17 protein-coding genes are annotated in these 16,222 nt (G+C 36.5%); 5 read left to right on the top strand and 12 right to left on the bottom strand.

Annotated elements, in window-relative coordinates; all coding sequences use genetic code 11:
- Positions 1-25: 25 nt before the first annotated feature.
- The 4 genes from B3P17_RS04855 to B3P17_RS04840 all read right to left on the bottom strand — a co-directional run bounded on the left by B3P17_RS04855 (position 26) and on the right by B3P17_RS04840 (position 6,986).
- Positions 26-835 (bottom strand): glycoside hydrolase family 16 protein, encoded by an 810-nt coding sequence (locus B3P17_RS04855; protein ID WP_291103945.1) that lies wholly within the window; start codon positions 833-835, stop codon positions 26-28.
- 223 nt (positions 836-1,058) lie between these two features.
- Complete coding sequence (locus tag B3P17_RS04850) at positions 1,059-2,588, bottom strand: SusD/RagB family nutrient-binding outer membrane lipoprotein (RefSeq protein ID WP_291103942.1); 1,530 nt, start codon at positions 2,586-2,588, stop codon at positions 1,059-1,061.
- A gap of 19 nt (positions 2,589-2,607) precedes the next feature.
- Positions 2,608-5,967, bottom strand: a complete 3,360-nt coding sequence (locus B3P17_RS04845) for a SusC/RagA family TonB-linked outer membrane protein (RefSeq protein ID WP_291103939.1) — start codon at positions 5,965-5,967, stop codon at positions 2,608-2,610.
- Between the two features lie 23 nt (positions 5,968-5,990).
- Positions 5,991-6,986 carry a FecR family protein gene (locus B3P17_RS04840; protein WP_291103936.1) on the bottom strand — a complete coding sequence of 332 codons (996 nt, stop codon included), beginning with the start codon at positions 6,984-6,986 and terminating at the stop codon, positions 5,991-5,993.
- A 479-nt stretch (positions 6,987-7,465) separates the two neighbouring features.
- Between B3P17_RS04840 and B3P17_RS04835 the strand changes: the two genes are divergently transcribed.
- The gene (locus B3P17_RS04835; RefSeq protein WP_291103933.1) at positions 7,466-8,800 is read left to right on the top strand and encodes a KamA family radical SAM protein; all 1,335 of its coding nucleotides are present in this window, start codon (positions 7,466-7,468) and stop codon (positions 8,798-8,800) included.
- Between the two features lie 76 nt (positions 8,801-8,876).
- On the opposite strand, the gene arsM is transcribed toward B3P17_RS04835, so the two are convergent.
- The 8 genes from arsM to thiM all read right to left on the bottom strand — a co-directional run bounded on the left by arsM (position 8,877) and on the right by thiM (position 14,595).
- Positions 8,877-9,686: an arsenite methyltransferase gene (arsM, locus tag B3P17_RS04830; protein ID WP_291103931.1), complete on the bottom strand. Its 810-nt coding sequence runs from the start codon at positions 9,684-9,686 to the stop codon at positions 8,877-8,879.
- A gap of 20 nt (positions 9,687-9,706) precedes the next feature.
- Complete coding sequence (gene arsB, locus B3P17_RS04825) at positions 9,707-10,741, bottom strand: ACR3 family arsenite efflux transporter (RefSeq protein WP_289781711.1); 1,035 nt, start codon at positions 10,739-10,741, stop codon at positions 9,707-9,709.
- On the bottom strand, positions 10,734-11,159 hold the full coding sequence (locus tag B3P17_RS04820; protein WP_252639068.1) for an arsenate reductase ArsC: 426 nt from the start codon (positions 11,157-11,159) through the stop codon (positions 10,734-10,736). Before B3P17_RS04820 ends, arsB begins: the two co-directional genes overlap by 8 nt.
- Before the next feature lie 67 nt (positions 11,160-11,226).
- Complete coding sequence (locus B3P17_RS04815) at positions 11,227-11,553, bottom strand: ArsR/SmtB family transcription factor (protein WP_252639067.1); 327 nt, start codon at positions 11,551-11,553, stop codon at positions 11,227-11,229.
- A gap of 131 nt (positions 11,554-11,684) precedes the next feature.
- On the bottom strand, positions 11,685-12,497 hold the full coding sequence (gene thiD, locus B3P17_RS04810) for a bifunctional hydroxymethylpyrimidine kinase/phosphomethylpyrimidine kinase (protein ID WP_252639066.1): 813 nt from the start codon (positions 12,495-12,497) through the stop codon (positions 11,685-11,687).
- 13 nt (positions 12,498-12,510) lie between these two features.
- Positions 12,511-13,161 (bottom strand): thiaminase II, encoded by a 651-nt coding sequence (gene tenA / locus B3P17_RS04805; RefSeq protein WP_252639065.1) that lies wholly within the window; start codon positions 13,159-13,161, stop codon positions 12,511-12,513.
- Positions 13,148-13,804, bottom strand: a complete 657-nt coding sequence (gene thiE, locus B3P17_RS04800) for a thiamine phosphate synthase (RefSeq protein ID WP_252639064.1) — start codon at positions 13,802-13,804, stop codon at positions 13,148-13,150. The genes tenA and thiE overlap by 14 nt, the downstream gene beginning before the upstream one ends.
- Complete coding sequence (gene thiM / locus B3P17_RS04795; protein ID WP_252639063.1) at positions 13,801-14,595, bottom strand: hydroxyethylthiazole kinase; 795 nt, start codon at positions 14,593-14,595, stop codon at positions 13,801-13,803. The genes thiE and thiM overlap by 4 nt, the downstream gene beginning before the upstream one ends.
- Before the next feature lie 388 nt (positions 14,596-14,983).
- Here thiM and B3P17_RS04790 point away from each other — a divergent pair, with 388 nt between their 5' ends.
- Genes B3P17_RS04790 through trxA form a run of 4 tightly spaced genes read left to right on the top strand, consistent with a single transcriptional unit; the run spans position 14,984 to position 16,220 of the window.
- Positions 14,984-15,187, top strand: a complete 204-nt coding sequence (locus B3P17_RS04790) for a DUF6132 family protein (RefSeq protein WP_252639062.1) — start codon at positions 14,984-14,986, stop codon at positions 15,185-15,187.
- A gap of 13 nt (positions 15,188-15,200) precedes the next feature.
- Positions 15,201-15,503 carry a rhodanese-like domain-containing protein gene (locus B3P17_RS04785; protein ID WP_252639061.1) on the top strand — a complete coding sequence of 101 codons (303 nt, stop codon included), beginning with the start codon at positions 15,201-15,203 and terminating at the stop codon, positions 15,501-15,503.
- A gap of 8 nt (positions 15,504-15,511) precedes the next feature.
- Positions 15,512-15,748, top strand: a complete 237-nt coding sequence (locus B3P17_RS04780; protein WP_135104300.1) for a hypothetical protein — start codon at positions 15,512-15,514, stop codon at positions 15,746-15,748.
- 1 nt (position 15,749) lies between these two features.
- Positions 15,750-16,220, top strand: coding sequence for a thioredoxin (trxA, locus tag B3P17_RS04775; protein WP_252639060.1), 471 nt, complete (start codon positions 15,750-15,752; stop codon positions 16,218-16,220).
- Positions 16,221-16,222 lie beyond the last annotated feature (2 nt).

Below are 16,222 nucleotides of genomic sequence, written 5' to 3'. Positions count from 1 at the left end.
ATATTCTTATTTGTAGAAGGAGTCACTATTCTTTCTGATAAATACGTACATAGTCAATATCGAAGTAATGCGGAAACAACGTATCGTCTACACCTTTTATACCACCTAATCCTCCGCCTATGGCAAGGTTAAGCAATAAGTGAAATGGTTGATCGAAAGGCCATGCGTCTATTCCCTCTTGTTTGTCGAATGTAAAATAATGAATTCCATCGATATACGATCTGATCTGATACTCGTTCCATTCCATAGTATAAACATGAAACCTATCGGTAACTAGTGGAGCGTGAATTGATTTTCCTACCTGTGTACCTTTCGTATGGTTATATGTTTCGGTATGAACTGTAGAAAACACACTGTCTGGTGAAAACCCTACATGTTCCATAATGTCTATTTCACCACATCTGGGCCAACCGCCGTATTTACTCTCTGTAGGGAGCATCCATATTGCAGGCCAAGTTCCTCTGCCTGTCGGTAGTTTTGCACTTACTTCTACCTTTCCATATAGCCAATCTCCTTTCCCTTTTGTTCTTAGTCTTGCAGAAGTATATTGTTTACCATTAGACTCTTCTTTCAGGGCAGTGATTCTTAATATACCGTTACACACACGAGCATTGTTTATATTTTTGTCGGTATACCATTGTAGCTCATTGTTTCCCCAGCCATACGAGTTGCCATGTGTATCGAAACTCCATTTTGTAGAGTCAGGTAGACCCGTATATTCAAACTCATCGGACCAAACTAATTTCCAATCATCGTTTTGTGAGAATAACGATTTAGGTAAAATAAATAAAATCAAGGCGATTAAGATTATTCCTTTTTGGATATTATGGTTCATTGTCTTTAATTTTTTAGTTATACTTCCTTTCTCCACTATAAGATTTTTTACTCGTCGTACTAAATCCTTTTTTTAGCGAATATATGTATCTCTATGGTTTCCTTTATCACAATCTTCTTTAGCCTCGTTTGATAACTATAAGAAAACCATAGAGCACATAATAATTATAGATGAAGATACAAAAACAAGCCGAATAATTGATAAAATTTATAACAATTGCATATTATTTAAGCAACCACATCAATTTATTTATTTCGTCATAGCTTTCGTACTGTTTATCTAGTGCTATTTTTAAATTATCACGATTGTAATTTGTTTCTGAACTCGGATACAACCAACGCATAGGTAATCCATTTTTATTATTCTCATTCAAACTTGTTTCAGGATTGATAGGAAAGTCAGGGTAGTTGTTACGCCTGTATTCAAAGAAACTACTTTGAGCTTCTTGCATAAAGTTAAGAATGTAGCGTTGCATCCATATCTGTTTCAATTGCTCGTTGGTAGATGTTTTGAATGCTGCATCACCAGTAAAGTAATTGTCAATGTAACTCTGAGTAACGGCTTTACCGTGGGCATATTCAGCCTTTGTAGCCATAATGGATGCAAGAGCCGATTTTACGCCGCTTTCGTAATAAGATTTTGCATCACCAGTTGTTATCCAGCCTCTTACTCTTGCTTCCGCAATGATTAGTTGTTGCTCGGCATAAGTTAATACCATGCGTGGTTCGCAAGCATCTTCTTTCAAATAGCGCTTGTTTAATAACGAATATTTATTTGCGCTATGACCGGCATTCATTGCAGAATAATCCATTGAAACATCAACGCCGATATAGGCTTCTTCGTCCGACTCTGTTTTACCTGCAGCAATAGCTGCCCCTGCAGGTTCTGCAAAGTAGAATAATCTTCTGTCTCCTAGTAATTTCAGATTATCGACAAGTAAAGAACTGATAATTGTTTTGCTGGTAAACAAATCATTGGTGCTTGATAGAGGGTGTCTGTTTAGACTTGAATAGTTAAGCCCGAAAAATCCTGTTGAGGCTTCCAGTAGGTTGCCACTATTAACGATCTCCGCAAAACGCTTCTTTACTTCCAGAGAGGCAATATCTTCTTTTTTGCTCAATGTTATTAATACTTTCAGTGCAAGTGCATTTGAAGCCCTGCGCCATTTCGCCGGATCACCATTATACGGAGTAGGGTCACCATCGAAGTTTGTTCCGTTCGCAAAGAACTGATCTGCCTCTTTCAACTCGTTTAAAATACCTTTGAATACATCTTCTTGTGTGTCATAGCTTGGCTTGTAAACACCAGATGCACCTTTATTCGATTCACTATACGGTATATCCCCTAATTCCATTGTTAGTTTGAAAAAGGCAGCGGCGCGAACAAACTTTGCCACACCTTTGTATGAGTTCTCCATCGGACTACCTTGCGCATAGCCTAGCATTTTATCTATGTTAGGAAGTACTGTCAGTATTTCGAAGCTGCTACTTCCTATTGTGTTGTATTGCGTACTCATTTGTCCTTCGTTAGCATAGCCTACATATTTGGATAATGCGTTATCCGAGATCATTACCTTTGCATCCCTTCCATCAAATCGGGCTACACGTAACACTACATTTGTGCATAGCAAAGATGCGCTAACCTGAGATGTAGAATCGGGATTTGTATTTAAATCGTCGAAATTGCTACATCCTATAAATATTGATAAAAGAAGGATGCTTGCTATAATCGTGAATTTATTTATGGTTTTCATTTCGTTTCAGTTTAAAGTTTTAAAAATCTATTTTCACATTAAATCCAATATAACGCTGAGACGGGTCGCTGAAGTTATCTGTACCTCCGTCAGGGTCAGAGTATTTAAAATCTTTAGCCCACAATAACATATTTTGCCCTACAGCCGATACTGCAATATCTTTAGCTCTAAGTTTAGCCGATAGTGTTTTCGGAAGGCTATAAGTCAGAGCTATTTCTCGTATTTTGAAGAATGTGGTGCTGTAAGCATCCAGCGATGAAGGAGAACCTCCCCATGCTGTTCCTTTATGTAGGTTTTCGATATATGTTTTGTAAGTAACAGGCACATCGTTAGGAGCATATTCGCGTGTGTCGCTTGTAATGTTTCCGTATGTATCGTAAGTTGCTTTTCCTGATATTACTTTTACTCCTTTCCCTGTATAGTTTTTCGTTCCGGGTTGGGTTGCATCCAGATAACGTTCAGGAACTACAGAGTTAGGATGTGATCCGGCACGCCACATATACATTTCGGTAGTTGTTTGAGCAATACCACCTACACGTCCGTCCATCGTCATTCTAAAATGCCAATTTTTGTACCTTACACTAGTGTTCATACCCCAAATCCAATCAGGATCGTAATTTCCGTACTTAGAGTCGTATGCCGAATAAAGTGGTAGCCCATTACTGTGTATAATATTACCTTGCGGATCTTTTTGATACTCTCTGATTATATAATGATCTACCCTCTCTCCAACTTTTACCCAAGGTTTATCTTGCGAAAATGTTTCATCTAGCTTGGTATAATAGCGGGCATATTTCGACCAATTCAGAGTTACATCCCATTCCCAATCTTTTGTCTTGATCGGTGTTACAGTAGCTGTAATTTCAAAACCTCTACGTGTGATTTCTTCTCCTGAGTTGATGTAATTGCTTTTATAACCGGAGGCCGGACTTATAGGTGCTTGTACTATAAAGTCGTACATGCGTTTATTATAATATGCGATATCAAGCGAAGCTCTACCTTTGAAAAAATTGAGGGCTGTACCTACTTCGAATGTTGATGTAGACTCTGCTCTTACATTTGTACCTCTGATAGATGTAGGATATGTAGCCGAACTTAGATTTCCCCAAGCATTTTGCGTGATCGAATAGTCTGAATTAATATCATATATATTAGCGGGCTTTTTGGAAGTTGTCCATGATCCGCGAAGCTTCCAGAATGATAGCCAATTCATTTCCGGTAGAAGCTCAGAAGCAATAAAGCTACCTGCTACCGATGGATAGAAATAAGAACGTTCTGATTTTGAAAGGGTAGAACTCCAATCGTTACGCATAGTTGCTTCTATATATGCCATGCTTCGCCACGATGCACCCACACGACCGAATACACTGTTTACTTGTTTCTTATACAATCTTGAACTGGTAAGTACCGAATTAATAGATGCCTTCAATGAGTAGAATCCCGGTATTGAGAGTCCGCTTTGTGTGCGAGCCTCCATTCCTTCGTCTTGGTTGTAGAAAATAGAACCTCCTACAAATCCGTCGAACCTGAAATCTTTATATGCTTTGTCTGCCGCTAAGATAAGGTCGTTATTGATGCTGTAACCTCTGCCTACACCCATATTAAATGAACCTTTTGCTGATTCCCCCCATATTTGTGTACCATCTTTTATTACGGTTGATGTACCTCCTCCTGTGAATGAACCTTTGGATATACGTACGTCCTGACGGTCACTATAACTGTCGAATCCTGTCCGTAATGTAGCTTTCAACCAAGGAGTAATATCGTAGTTGAGGGAAAGTGTTCCGTTAAAAATATCTCTGTTTAATGTATGCAATCTCTCGTATCTGTCGAAGTATGGATTGTTATTTGCACTTTCATAACTACTATTTTGCTTCTCGTTTTTTATTAGCCAGTAGTCTTTATAGTCTCTGATATCGTAGTCTGGAGCCGACCATACCAATAGACTGTACATAGGATCATATCCGGCATATCCATTGAATCCTAGATTGGGAGAAGTTTGTTTGTTGAAGCCTAAGCTCGAAGACAATGTAAATTTATCGACTTTCATTTCTCCTCCAAGGCTATAGGTATATTTATTGAATAAAGAGTTCGGATATTGACCTTTATTTTGTACCCATGTGGCAGATGCACGTAAACTGCTATTTTTAGTTTGCTGTACAACATTTATATTGTTGTTTAGTATATATCCCTGCACGAGGAAGTTTTTAAAGTTGTCTTTTCCTCTAGCAGTGTATGGCATTGGCTTCATTGTTTTTGAAATAGGGTCCCATTGTACTACTTCTTGCCCCTCCATCGGTACGCCCCACGAACCATCACCTGTACGTGCATAGGCATTCGTTGCTGTATTCACGACACGTCCGTAAGTTGATTGCATTTCGGGTATGGCAAGATAACCTGCCGTAAACATTGTTCCACTATTTATAGAAACGGATAAGCCTTGTCTTTCCGAACCTTTCTTTGTCGTAATCATGATGGCTCCTCCATCACCTTTAGATCCATAAAGGGCAGAAGCGGTAGAGCCTTTTAATATGTTCATAGATTCGATATCGTCTGCAGGTAAATCGCGCAACGTCATATTTGTATAAGGTACTCCATCTATAACAATTAAAGGGTTTTCTCCACGAAGGGTTATTTCGGGTGCAGCTCCAAATTCTGTACTGTTCAGTACATTTAATCCGGCCACTCTACCTGTAAGCGATGTTCCAACATCTAACGGACGTACAGTCTGCAAGGCTTGTCCCTTTACTCCTTGTACAGCGTACCCAAGAGCCTTTTCTTCACGTTTGATGCCCAATGCAGTAACTACAACTTCCGATAGCACTTTTTCGTCTTCAGTTAGAATAATGTCAAATACCGATTTGGCTCCCACTGTTACGGCATATGTTTGAAAGCCGATGGATGTAATATTAATTTTTGAACCTTCATTTACCGATAGTTCAAATTTACCGTTGACGTCGGTGATTGTGCCGTTTGTTGTTCCCACTTCTTTTATAGTGGCTCCAATAATAGGTTCATTGTTTGAATCTAATACGACTCCAGATATTTTCTTTTGAACGGTTTGTTGATGAACGGTAATAGGTTTCAAAACTATTTGGTTACCTTTTATTTCGTAGCCAACACTTTTGTTCTTAAAAACTTCTGTCAATACTTCCTGAATCGATGCGTTTTCGACATTCAGGATTACTTTTTGCTTATCGTCCAAATCACTGTTGCTGTATATAAACGAATAGCCGTACTTTTTCTGGATATCACTAAATAGCTCTTTAATGGAGATATTTTTTACACTGATATTAATTGGTTTTTGAGCTAGAATTGCTGAGTGCGCCATTAGACACAAAATGAGTGTAAATAGCAATTTTCTGATTATTGTTTTCATGGTATTAAATAAAATGTTAGTAACTATTTCCCTTTTATTTTTACTGAGTTGTCATATATTTCATATTCTATTGGTGTTATTTTGTTAAATAGGTCGAGAAACTCTCGCAGCGATTCGGTATTCAAAAGGAATGTGTATCTTTTACTTTCATCTAATTGAGAGTAAGAGATATTAACTCCATACCATCGTTCGAGTTTCTTTATTGCAGTATATAGTGTCGCATTATGAATGAGCAATTTATTTGCAGTCCAAAGTTTTGCTTCCTCTGTATCTTCGTTTATTATTTCGTATTTCAGATTGTGTTTATTTATGTGTGCTCGTTGAGACGGTGACAGATTAAACATATGCTTGTCTTTTTTTGCATCCAGTACTTCTACTTCACCTTCGATAAGGGATATTTCGAAAAAATCATCACTTTCGTAATTGGAAACATTAAAGCTTGTACCCAGTACGCGGATTTTTACTTTGCCGATGTCTACGATAAAAGGCTTATTCTGATCGTGTGCAACATCGAAAAAAAGTTCTCCATGTGCTTCTATTGATCTATTTTTATCATTGTAGTCGCTAGCAAATGATAGCTTTGACTTAGAATTAAGCCATATCTTTGTCCCATCAGCAAGTATTGCTTGAGACTTTTCGCCCCATTGGGTACTTATATATGTAAAAGATTTGGGTTTGTAAGTATTATTAATCAAATATCCCGATATCGTGAGCAAAGACAATATTAACACAGCAGTAAGTGCCCACATAGTATACGGAATAGAATGTTTCTCTCTTATACCGGTGTCTTTTTCGAGATATTGTTTGTAATCTGTTTTATTACAGACTTGCTTCCATACCGCTTCTTTATTAGGAATAACATATGATGGATTATTTATGTAAATCCATTCTTTCTGTAAGTCAAGAAAGGTATTTAGGTTGTTGTCATCAGCAGCAAGCCAGTCTTCAATAAATCGCTTTTCTTGGATATTGCATTCATTTTTGCAATATTTGATTAATATTTCGTAAGGAATCTCCATCTTCTAATGCTTTATACAACTATGACACATACGTTGAAGAAAACCCTACCTTAGAATGGAAAATATTTTTTTGAATTGGCTATGGGGAGGTGTTTTTTATTGAGAAAATCAATTATTTTTATTCAAATATAAGGTTAGCCTCTTACCCGTTTTCTGCTTTTTTATGGTCAATATCCCGATTATTTTTTATATATTTACAAACCGGAATCATTTATACAAGCACAATAGCATCCTTTTAGCTGTACCAGTGTTTGCTCCGGATATGATTAGACAAATATCGTTGTGGCATATTTTATAAACAGATAAGATAAATTTTTGAGTCTTATCTAATTTAGCTTAATTATCATTTAAGCTTGTCTTTTTGCCTCTTAACTGATTGTAATTATTCAGCTAGCGACATTTATGTCTCTGCAAAATATATATTAAATGGCCTACGCTTAGATTATCAATAAGTGTAGCTTAAAAAACTTAACTATAATATGAATAAATCCCGAAATCAACTAAAAACGTTCACATTACACAATTATCAATCTATACCTCAAATAGCCAATATTCCAAAGGAGTTTGTTAAGGATATTGAAGTTGTAGGAAGAGTACTCCCATTCAAAACAAATAATTATGTAATAGATGAATTGATAGATTGGGATAATATCGACACTGATCCGATATTTACATTAAATTTTCCAAGAAAAGGAATGCTTGATAAAAAGCATTATGCGATAGTTGAAAAGCTACTAGATGACAATGTCGAAAAATCTATTATTGAAGATGAAATACACAAAATACGTCTTTCCTTAAACCCCAATCCTGCAGGACAGGAGCACAATGTCCCATCTTTAGGTGAAATAAAGCTGAAAGGTATCCAACACAAATATCCGGAAACTGTATTGTTTTTTCCCAGTCAGGGACAGACTTGCCATGCTTATTGTACATTTTGTTTTAGGTGGCCTCAATTCTCAGGGATGAGCGAATTGAAATTTGCAATGAAAGAAGTTGATCTGTTACTTAAGTATCTGCGAGTTCATAAAGAGGTTACAGATGTTTTGTTTACGGGTGGAGATCCAATGGTAATGAATGCTGCTATTCTGGGTAGTTACATCAAACCATTATTGACATCTGATTTTGATCATATCCGTTCTATCCGTATTGGTACAAAGTCATTAGCCTACTGGCCATATAGATACCTTACCGATTCTGATAGTGATGATATTATCCGGTTATTTGAAGAAATTAACAAATCAGGGAAGAACTTATCGATTCAAGCTCACTTTAATCATCCACGAGAGCTTTCTACCGATGCTGTTAAACAAGCGATTTTACGAATAAAGAATATCGGTGCACAGATACGGACGCAATCACCTCTACTAAAGCATATCAATGATAAGCCTGAAATATGGGCGCGGATGTGGCGTAATCAAGTTGATTTGGGCTGTATTCCTTATTATATGTTTATCGCACGAGATACAGGATCAAAGCAATACTTTGAACTTCCACTCGAAAGATGTTGGAATATCTTTCGCCGAGCATATCAGCAAGTGAGTGGTCTATGCCGGACGGTAAGGGGACCGAGTATGAGTGATCATGCCGGGAAGATACAGGTACTAGGTGTACAGGAAATTAAAGGAGAAAAGCTGTTCGTTCTTCGTTTTATTCAAGGACGTAATCCTAAATGGGTACATATCCCATTTTTTGCTGAATATGATTCTAAAGCAACTTGGTTTAATCAGCTTAAACCTGCATTCGGTGAAGACAAATTCTTCTTTGAAGAAGACCGTCATAAACTTATCGATACGGAACCATTTTTGTTTGAGTAATAAATAACGTTATAGAAAGATACAAATTTGATAGCTTAGGCCACCTTATGATGGCTTAAGCTATTCATGAATTCTATTATTTTACTCCTGTCACAGTAATGGAATAAATACCGACATTTCCTTTTTTATATTTTTCAATTGTCGATTCATCGAGATGTTCCTCTAAAACATCATCAGGAATGATTACCATTTTTGTCCTTTCAATTTTTATATTAGTAAAATTAGCTTTTTCAATCTCGCCTAAATAATCGTCTTTTTGTATGGCACTGGCTATACAGCCTGCATACATAGAAGCATTATCCGTAAACTCTTTTGGAAATAAACCATTCAGCACCACATCGGAAATACAGAAATGGCCTCCATGTTTCAATATCCGATATATTTCTTTAAATATCTTATCCTTTTCAGGTAACAAATTTAAAACACAATTACTTACTACAACATCTATAGAACTATCGGGTAGAGGCATATTTTCTATATCTCCCTCAATAAATTCGACATTGGTATATCTTCGCCTAGTTGCATTCTTTCGCGCTTTTTCTATCATTTGTGGAGAAAAGTCAATGCCGATTACTCTCCCTGTTTCTCCGACTTCTGCTCGGGCTATAAAACAGTCGTTGCCCGCACCCGAGCCTAAATCCAAAACGGTATTACCCTCTTTAATACCTGCATACTCAGTAGGTAATCCACAGCCTACTCCTAAGTCTGCATCTGCTTCATATCCATTAAGCCCACTGTAATCTTCGCTCATGATCGTAAAGACCTTTTTTGAAGGAGTAGCAGGACTCGTTCCACAACAGCAACCTGACTTTAGAGCATCGCTATTCAATGCTAGTTCGCTATATCTCTGCTTTACTAAAGCTTTCTTTTCTTCGTTTGAATTCATCTTAAAGTATTGTAGTTATTTTATTTGTAATATTTCTTCTTTAACCAAAAAGCAATGTTCACTAAAAGTATGAGTACAGGTACTTCAACCAATGGCCCTACTACTCCAGCAAAGGCTTGCCCGCTATGTAAGCCGAAGACTCCGATAGCAACTGCAATAGCCAATTCAAAATTATTGCCCGTAGCTGTAAATGCTATCGAAGCATTTTTATCGTAAGATGCTCCCATTAATTTTCCTGCAAAGAAGCTGAGGAAGAACATGACTACGAAATAGATCAATAACGGTATGGCTATACGTAACATATCCAACGGTATTTGTACGATCAGTTCCCCTTTGAGACTAAACATTAATACAATGGTAAATAGTAAGGCGATTAAAGTAATGGGAGAGATTGCCGGGATAAACTTTTCTTTATACCATTGTTCCCCTTTGATTTTAACTAATATCAAACGGCTTAGAATACCCATCAGAAAAGGAATTCCTAAATAAATAGCTACTGTTCCGGCAATTGTTTCTATGGATATATCAACAATTACACCTTCGAAGCCAAATAACTGTGGTAGCTTTGTTACAAATAACCAAGCATAAAAACTATAAAAGAATACCTGGAAGATACTGTTTAATGCAACCAATCCTGCACCATATTCGGTATTCCCTTCTGCCAGGTCGTTCCATACAAGCACCATTGCTATACACCGTGCAAGACCTATCAGAATAACCCCAACCATATATTCAGGATAATCGTGCAAAAAGAGAATGGCCAGTAAGAACATTAAGACAGGCCCGATAATCCAATTAAGGATTAAGGAAATAGATAATATTTTTACGCTAGAAAATACTTTCGGTAGTTGTTTATAATCCACTTTTGCCAATGGTGGGTACATCATCAGAATAAGACCGATTGCCAAAGGAATGTTTGTTGTACCGCTCGACATAGAATCTATGTAGCTGCTGAAAGTGGGTATAAAATAACCTAATCCTATACCGATAGCTATCGCAAGGAAAATCCAAAGCGTTAAGTTTTTATCTAAGAAATTCATCATCCTTTTACTCATGACCTTTTATCTTATCGGTGTATAATTTATAAAATATTTTTTTGATTTCATCCCGTACTCTGATATACTCGGATTGAATAAATTCAGGTGTTCCTATAGCTTCGGAGGGATCATCAAAACCAATAGGTAAGCGGTTCTTTACTTTTCCTAAGAATGTTGGGCAGCTTTCTTTTGCACCTCCGCAAACAGTAATCACATAATCCCACTCATCATTCATGTATTTGTCTACACTATCGGATGTATGATGTGAAATATCTACTCCTGCATCCTGCATGACTTCTATAGCCTTTGGGTTTACTTTTCCGCTAGCTTTTGTCCCTGCAGAATAAACAGACAATGAAGGATCAAATGATTGTAAAAAGCCATGTGCCATTTGACTGCGACAACTGTTGCCAGTGCAAAGTATGAGTATTTTCATATTTTATATTTATTAGAAGTTAATCCGTTCGTTGTTCGTGAAAACACGAATATTGCAAATAAATTTTTTACTTCGCATTACAATTATCTTCATTGCGAATCTCTATGAAAAATGTTGAAAATAAACCTTTCGCTTTGTTCCAATTCTCCTTATTGATACAATATTTCACAGTAGGTAATGTGATTGTACCTTGAATTAATCCTGCATCTTTTAGTTCGTTCAAATGCTGAGACAGCGTACTTTTGGCAATGGGTAAAACTTCTGACATATCACCATGATAGCAGCAAGATTGATTGGCTAGCATTTCAAGTATAGCAATGCGAATAGGATGTCCTAATGCTTTCGCAAAGCGTGCAAGTTGTTCTTGATCGGCAGTTAATTCTTTTTTTGACATTGAGTTAATGTTTTTTTTATGTTCGCAAATATACGAATAATATTTTAATTCGTATATTTACGAACAATTCTTTGATGCAAATATTAACTTAATTCAGTAATTTTTTAATTTTTGAGTTTTAGAACCCTAAGTCATTGCCAAAAATTGAAAAAATGATGTACCGGGCCATGTCCTTTCCCTATTTTGTATTCTGCTCCGGCTAGTATAGCTTTATTTATATATTCCTTCGCTTTTATTATAGCATCGTTGAGCGAGATACCATGAGCTAGATAAGCTGCTATGGCAGACGAGAAAGTACAGCCTGTACCATGTGTGTTTTGTGTTTTAATTCGCTTTGAACTCAGATGTATAATTTCATCTGTTTCAGCGTTATAAAAAACGTCTATTAACTCATCATTAGTTAGGTGTCCTGCTTTTAGAAGTACAGAAACAGATCTGTCAAAAGATAAATCTTTGATAACTAAAGGTAAATCCTCTTGTGTTTGGATTTTTTTTTCTAATATTATCTCCGCTTCGGGTATATTGGGTGTTATTACCCGCACAAAAGGAATAAGCTCATTTTTTAATGTTTGGATGGCTTCATCTTGCAGCAATTTATCGCCTGATGTAGCTACCATAACAGGGTCTAATACAATATTTTTTATATTGTAATGCGATAATGTTTCTTTTACGGTACGTATAAGTTCAGAAGAATGTAGCATCCCTATTTTTATAGCATCCGCACCAATATCGTCTAGTACAGATTTGATTTGTCCTGCTACAAATGGAACCGGAATAGGGTGTACACCTGTTACACCAATCGTATTTTCGTCTACTACCGCCACTATTGCTGTTGCTCCATAACATCCGCAAGCAGAAAACGTTTTAAGGTCTGCCTGAATGCCGGCTCCTCCACTAGGGTCGCTTCCTGCTATGGATAACACTCGCTTATATTGTTTTTTCATTTTCCTTTGCTGTTTAAATTATCCACTTTTCTTGTTTATATGCACTGTCCCAAAACATCCATTCCAGTTTGGAGCACATCACAAATGCCTCGGTCATAGCTTGTTTTTGTGATTCGGTACATTGTGCAGCAACCTCATCGCAAATAGCAATAGCTCTCGATACAGATTCTTCGAAACCATCTCCGCCATAAGTGTTTATCCAACTCTGATATGGATTATACCCTTCAGTTTGATTTTTTAATATATAATCTCCCACTTTCTTATAAATCCAAAAACAAGGTAAAACAGCAGCTAATGCTACTTCTATAGGAGCATGGGCTAATTGTTTATGTAGGAATGATGTATATAACAAACAGGTAGGAGATGCTTCACTCTTTTCATCTTTTATTTCTTGCAGAAAAGATTCATGCAATGCATTTTCTACATTTATACTGTCGCTGGCAAAATTGACAAAGGCAGTAGTATGTTCTGTTTTGTCCAGCTTTGAGGCTATGCCTATCAATATCTTCCCATATTCAGCGAGGTATAAGGCATCTTGTCTGATGTAGAATATAAATCGTTCTTTTGTTAACTTTCCGTTTATTAATTCTTTTATAAATGGTAACTCCAGTATCTTATCATAAACAGGTTTTGCGGAAACCCATGCTTCTTCACTCCACTTCATTTGATTCTTTATTTTTTGATTTAATTATAATTTCTAATAATTCCGATGCTCCTAGTCGGGGATTGTCAGCAGACATAATAGCCGATACGACGGAAACCCCATCTGCTCCGGCACGAATAATATCTTGTGTATTTGATTTATTAATTCCTCCTATACCCACACTCGGATGTTTCGATATTTGAGTTATATCATGTACTCCACTTAAGCCTAAAGCTTGTGCGGTATCGGTCTTGGTTAAAGTTCCGAAAACAGGGGATATACCAATATAATCTATGTCTAGTTTATTGGCTTCAATAGCATCCTGTATATTCTCTACCGATAGACCAATAATTTTATTTTTGCCTAAGATTTTACGTGCTATATGATATGGTATATCATTTTGACCGATATGCAGTCCTTCTGCATCGCAAGCTAGTGCAATATCCAATCTGTCGTTGATTATTAGAGGTACATTATACGGTTTCAGACATTTTTTTAATTTCAAGGCTTGGTCATAAAATTCTTTCGAAGAACATGTTTTTTCTCTTAATTGCACCATCGTTACACCTCCTTTTACAGATTCTTCCACAACATCGTCTAATGCTCTGCCGAGGGATAATGAACGGTCGGTAACCAAATATAGGGTTAGATCAAAGTCTTTCATAGCCTGATGTTTTTTCTTACCATTTCTTCATTGATATTGAATAATGTATCGAGAAAGTTTACTTGTAAGCTTCCATTCCCTTGCGAGTGTGCAGCGGCAACTTCTCCACATATTCCCATCACCAACATCCCATGTGTGGCAGCTTCGAGCAGATTTTTATTTACTGCTGCAAAAGCTGCAACCACGGCTGTAGCTGTGCATCCCATTCCTGTGACTTTCGCCATCATTGGATTACCGTTTTTTACAGTTTCAACAGTTATGCCATCGGTTATATAATCAGTTTCGCCGCTGATTACAACTATTGCTTTTGTTTTATAAGCCAATGTTTTAGCCGAGTCTAATGCCGAGTCAGAAGCATTTGTGCTATCTACGCCTTTCGTCTGAGCCTGAGTATCAGACAAGGCTATTATTTCCGAAGCATTACCGCGTATAATCGACGGTTTACATTCTTCTATCAATTGTTTACATACCTTCGAGCGGTATGATGTTGCTCCGGCTCCAACCGGATCGAAGACAATTGGGGTAGATTTATTTAACGCTGTCTTCCCGGCTATAAGCATAGCCTCTACCCATAGAGCCTCTAATGTGCCGATATTGACAACCAATGATGAGGCTATATTTGTCATCTCTGCTACTTCGTCCACAGAATGTGCCATTACAGGAGATGCACCTATAGCCAGTAAGGCATTGGCAGTATTGTTCATTACTACATAATTTGTTATATTATGTATAAGCGGTGATTGTTTTCGGATCAGATCCAGATCTCGTATAAGAGATTCGATATTTATCATAATTATTTATTTTATGTATAGATATTTTTTATTTTTTACAATAAAAAAAGCCGCTTCATATCTATGAAACGGCTTGATTAATACTCTATATATAGTATTATTAATATCTTCTATTCATTCCGTTTCCCTACGACGCCAATTACAGCATATCAGGTTCAAGGGTTTAATCTCAGCTCTTATAAAAAGAACACCCCTAACAGAGATAAAACAAATTTACATATAAATATTGACAATAAAGGATATTCTTGCGACTCATTATGAACTAATCTTTATTTATTTGTTATTTAATGTTATTTATTTAATATTTTCTAATTATTTCTTTTAGAATTATTTTCTTGTGGAAATTATTTATTATCTTTGTAGCATTATAATATAAGAATAACTAGATATGCAAATTATAAAAAACAATTGGACATACCTTTTAGGTGCTCTCATCGGAGCAGTAGGCGGATATATGTACTGGAGGTATATCGGTTGTAGTACCGGTACTTGTCCCATAACTTCATCACCTACTATCAGTACTCTATACGGAGTATTGTTGGGAGGTTTATTCGGAGGAATATTTAAAAAGAATAAAGTAAAGAAACAGTAATAAAATAAATAATATGGCAGGATTTCTTAGCAGATTTTTTGGACTAGAGGACAAAGCTGACTTTAAGGCACTCTTAGAGAATGGTGCTATACTTTTAGATGTTCGTACAAAAGAAGAGTATAAACAAGGGGCGGCAATTAATTCAATCAATATTTCGTTAGATAGTTTAAGCAGTAATTTATCTAAACTGAAAAAAGATAAACCGATTATTGCTGTATGTGCGAGTGGCATGCGTAGCCGCAGTGCCGTAACACTTCTAAGAAATAAAGGTTTTCAGGAAGTATATAATGGTGGAAGTTGGTTTAATTTTAAATGAATAAGAAAATGAATCGCATATTGAAGAATTGGGATTTTGCACGGATCGTTCGTTTGCTATTAGGAATACTTATGGCTATCTATTCTATGATTTCGCAAAATTATATATTTCTGGTTTTTGGAGGATGGCTGCTTTTCCAGGCAATTATGAACATTTCCTGTTGTGGTTCCGGAGAATGCTATACAGATACTAAGCACAAAGAAAATATTTATGGAGATCAGATAAAAAAATATAAACCCGATTAATATGAAGTATACAGTATTATTCTCACTCGTGGCATTATTGCTTATTTCTTGTAATAACAAGGCAGAAACAAAAAATCAAATAGAAGAAACAATTAAAAAAGAAAATAAAATGACAACAATACATTTAACAAAAGCTGAATTCTTATCAAAAGTTGCTAATTTTGAAACAAATCCTACTGAATGGAAATATTTGGGGGATAAGCCGGCATTGATCGATTTCTATGCTGACTGGTGTGGCCCTTGTAAGGCTATAGCTCCGGTGTTGGAAGAATTGGCTGCAGAATACGGAGATCGTATATATATTTATAAGATAAATACGGAAACAGAGCCAGAACTTTCTGCTGTCTTCGGAATAAGAAGTATACCATCTTTACTGTTTGTTCCGATGAATGCACAACCTCAGATGGCTGCAGGAGCATTACCCAAGCAGCAATTAAAGGAAGCTATTGATAATCTTTTATTAAAAGAATGACA

This window comes from Dysgonomonas sp. UBA7630 (assembly GCF_002483985.1).
Classification (GTDB): Bacteria; Bacteroidota; Bacteroidia; order Bacteroidales; family Dysgonomonadaceae; genus Dysgonomonas.
The sequence above is the reverse complement of the archived record's forward strand: the minus strand, read 5'-3'. Positions and strand labels throughout refer to the sequence as shown.